Origin of the sequence: Cellulomonas algicola (genome assembly GCF_003851725.1) — a bacterium.
Lineage (GTDB): Bacteria > Actinomycetota > Actinomycetes > Actinomycetales > Cellulomonadaceae > Cellulomonas > Cellulomonas algicola.
Map to the genome: position 1 here is coordinate 1 of NZ_BHYL01000230.1, position 2,711 is coordinate 2,711.

General features: G+C 79.4%; 1 protein-coding gene and 1 pseudogene. Both read right to left on the bottom strand.

Annotation, left to right across the window (positions count from 1 at the left end):
• Positions 1 to 58 precede the first annotated feature (58 nt).
• Positions 59 to 1,696 (bottom strand): DUF5719 family protein, encoded by a 1,638-nt coding sequence (locus tag CTKZ_RS14385; protein WP_124343589.1) that lies wholly within the window; start codon positions 1,694 to 1,696, stop codon positions 59 to 61.
• A pseudogene (locus CTKZ_RS14390) lies at positions 1,693 to 2,711 on the bottom strand (glycosyltransferase family 2 protein); the annotation flags it as partial. The pseudogene CTKZ_RS14390 and the gene CTKZ_RS14385, both read right to left, overlap by 4 nt.

A 2,711-nucleotide genomic window follows, 5' to 3' on the forward strand; every position in this document is an offset into this window, starting at 1 on the left:
CGCGCGAGCGCCCCACGCGCCGCCGCGCGCGTCAGCGCGTGCCGAGCCGCCGCGCGCGTCAGCGCGTGCCGAGCCGCGGGTCCTGCTGCACCGCGACGTCCGGCGCCCGCACGAGCGCCGGGACGGGACGCAGCACCGAGACGAGGACCCCGTCGGGGCGCGACACCTCGGCGACCAGCGCCCACGCGACGTCGTCCCCGTCGTCCACGACCACGTCGACCGCCCGCACGACCGGCTGGCCCTCCGGTGCCGTGAGCGCGGTGCTCGGCGTGACGAGCCCGTCGCCCTGCACGAGCGCCTCGAGCGACCACGCCCCCGTCGCGCCGACCGGCACCGAGACGCGCCGCTCCCCCACGACCCGGCCGTCGTCACCGAGGAGCCGCACGGTCGCGGTCGTCTCGCCCCCGCCGTCGACCGAGTCCGCCGCGCTCCCGCGCGCGGGCAGACCCGCGAGCGTGAACGTGCCCGCGGTCCCGGCGGGCAGCACCGCGACGCCACCGTCCGTGGGCGACGAGGACGCCGCCCACGCGCGCTCGCGGCTGGGCACGTCGTCGAGCTCACCGGGCGAGCCCGGCCGGGTCACGACCGCGGCCGCGACGACCGGCTGGTCCGCGTCGACCAGGAGCGTGTACGTGCCGGCGGCGAGGCCGCCGAGGGGGACGTCGGTCACCTCGCCGGGGCGCAGCTCGACGGACTCCGCGCCGGGCAGCGCGGTCGGGCCGTCCGGACCGAGCACCGACACCGACGCCGTGGCGGTCGTGCCGCCCGGCACGAGCAGTCGCACCGCACCCGCGTCCTCGTCGCCGACCTCGCTCGCGACGACCGCCACCCCGGGCACGACCTGACGCCGTGCGGGTGCCTCGCCGGGCACGACGAGGTCGGTCCCGGCGGGCGTGAAGCCGTCGAGCGCGGAGTCCTGCAGGTGCACGGCGACGCGGCCGCCCGTCGTCGCGACGTGCACGACCAGGCGGCGCTGCTCGGCGGCGATCCCGCCCACGGCGACGACGCGCTGCGCGCCGGGGGCCACGAGGTAGCGCTCACCCGTGAGGTCGACGGCACCCGACGGCCCCCACACCTCGACGCCCACCTCCGCGGGCGTGCTCCCGGCGTTCGTGAGGACGAGCTGCGCGGTGCTCGTGAGGTCGGTCGCGCCGCCCACGAGCCACGCGTCGGCGGTCGGGTGCTGGCACGACGCCGCCGACAGGCCGCGCAGGTCGCCCGCGGTGACGAGACCGCTGCTCACGGCACCGACGCGCGCCGGGGCGGTGTCGCCGGGCTCGGCCCGCACGACGAGCGGCGCAGGGACCTGCCCGACGGTCACCGCCTCGTCGCCGGCGTCGAGCCGTGCGAGCGTCTGCGTACCGTCCAGCGTCGTGACGGTGCCCGCGCCCGGGGTCGACGACGCGACCGAGACGCTCGACACCGGGTCGACCGGGGTCGGGTCGAACGCGGAGTCGCCGCGGCCCACGTCGTCGGGCAGCAGCAGCGGACCGGCGCACACGAGGGTCGTCGCGGCGGGCGGCACCGGGACGGACGTCGGGCCGAGGCCGTCGACGGCGGTGCCCGGGACGACACCACCCGCGACGACCGCCGCAGCGACGACGCCCGCGACCGCCAGGCCGGAGCCCGCACGCACCAGCCGCCCGCGCCAGACGGCACCCCGGTCCACGGCGGCGGGCTCGGTCGCGGCGGTCATGCGGTCACCCGCCGACGTCGCACGGGCAGCGCCAGCAGCAGCGTGACGACCAGCACGGCGCCCTGCGCCGCGAGCCACGGCGCACGGTCGGGCGCGTCGTACCGGACGACCAGACGCCCGCCGTCCGCGGGGACCGCGAAGCCCTGGCGCCAGCCGGTGTCGACCGCGCGCAGCGGCGTGCCGTCGAGCCACGCGCGCCACCGCGGGTCCGCACGCTCGGCGAGGACGAGGACCCGGTCTGCGGCACCGGCGGAGACGGCCGCGTCGACCGCACGGTCGTGGGACGCCACGGCGAGCGCGTCGACGGAGACGTCCCGCACGTCGGATCCTTCCGGGACGAGCCGGGCCCACGACGGCAGCACGACCGGCGCGACCTGCCCCGCGTCGGCGGTCGCGCGCACGCGCCAGAGAGTCCCGGCGGGGGTCTGCGTCACGCGCTCGAGGCCCGGCGTCGAGTCCAGGCGGGAGACGAGGTCGTCGCGCAGCGCGCGCTCGGCACGGTCGGACCGCACCGCGGCGGGCAGGGCCGGCACCAGGACGTCCGCGACGGCGAGGGCGGCCAGCTCGCCGGCCACGTCGCCCCCGGACGCCGTGACGAGCCGCGCGACGAGCGCGTCGACCTCCTGCGTGGCGGGGTCCGCGCCGCGCACCCGGGGCGCGTCGAGGTCGCCGGTGAGCGCGCGCGTCGACGTGGCGGCGGCGACGTCGTCCAGCTGCGGGCCGTCGGCACGCATAAGCTGCCACGTGGCGAGCGGCTCGTCGTCACCGGTGCTGCGGACCTCGACCGCGAGGACGCGCGACGCGAGCGGCGACGTCTGGGCCTGCTGGCCGACGGCCGGCACGACCGCACGCTCCTGCGCGCGCAGCGCGACGGCGTCGCCCTCGCGCGCCTGCCACGTCCACCCGCCGAGCACCGCGAGCGGCGCGAGCACCGCGACGGCCGTCAGGAGCGCGGCGAGCGGCTGCCGCCAGCCGAAGGACGCGGCGGCGAGGCGGTCGCGCAGCCGGTCGGCAC